The sequence below is a fragment of the Streptomyces atriruber genome (genome assembly GCF_001418325.1).
Classification (GTDB): domain Bacteria; phylum Actinomycetota; class Actinomycetes; order Streptomycetales; family Streptomycetaceae; genus Streptomyces; species Streptomyces atriruber.
Window position 1 is genome coordinate 1 of record NZ_LIPN01000047.1, and the last position, 305, is coordinate 305.

Below are 305 nucleotides of genomic sequence, written 5' to 3' on the forward strand. Positions count from 1 at the left end.
CTCCCGCTCTGCCTGTCTTCCGGCCCCCTCGCCTTCCAGCCATTCCAGGGTGCCGCCCGCCCCGCCTCCGCACGATCCGGGATCACCCCGAGTGGGCCCTCAATCGACCCCTAGGTGAGGGAAGTTCGCCGATGTCACGTGCACCGGACCTTCGTAACCGCTATAACTGGTTACATGACCACCCTGCACTGGAAGCTCGTCATCGACGCCAATGACCCGCACGCCCAAGCAGCCTTCTGGGCCGAGACCTTGGGATATGAGGTCGAGGACAACAGCGCGCTGATCGAGCGCCTCCTCGGCCTCGG

General features: G+C 65.2%; 1 protein-coding gene. It reads left to right on the top strand.

What is annotated here, in order from left to right:
• Positions 1 to 174: 174 nt before the first annotated feature.
• Positions 175 to 305: VOC family protein (locus tag AOK03_RS43785; RefSeq protein WP_279616304.1), on the top strand; the 131-nt coding region annotated here is incomplete at its 3' end.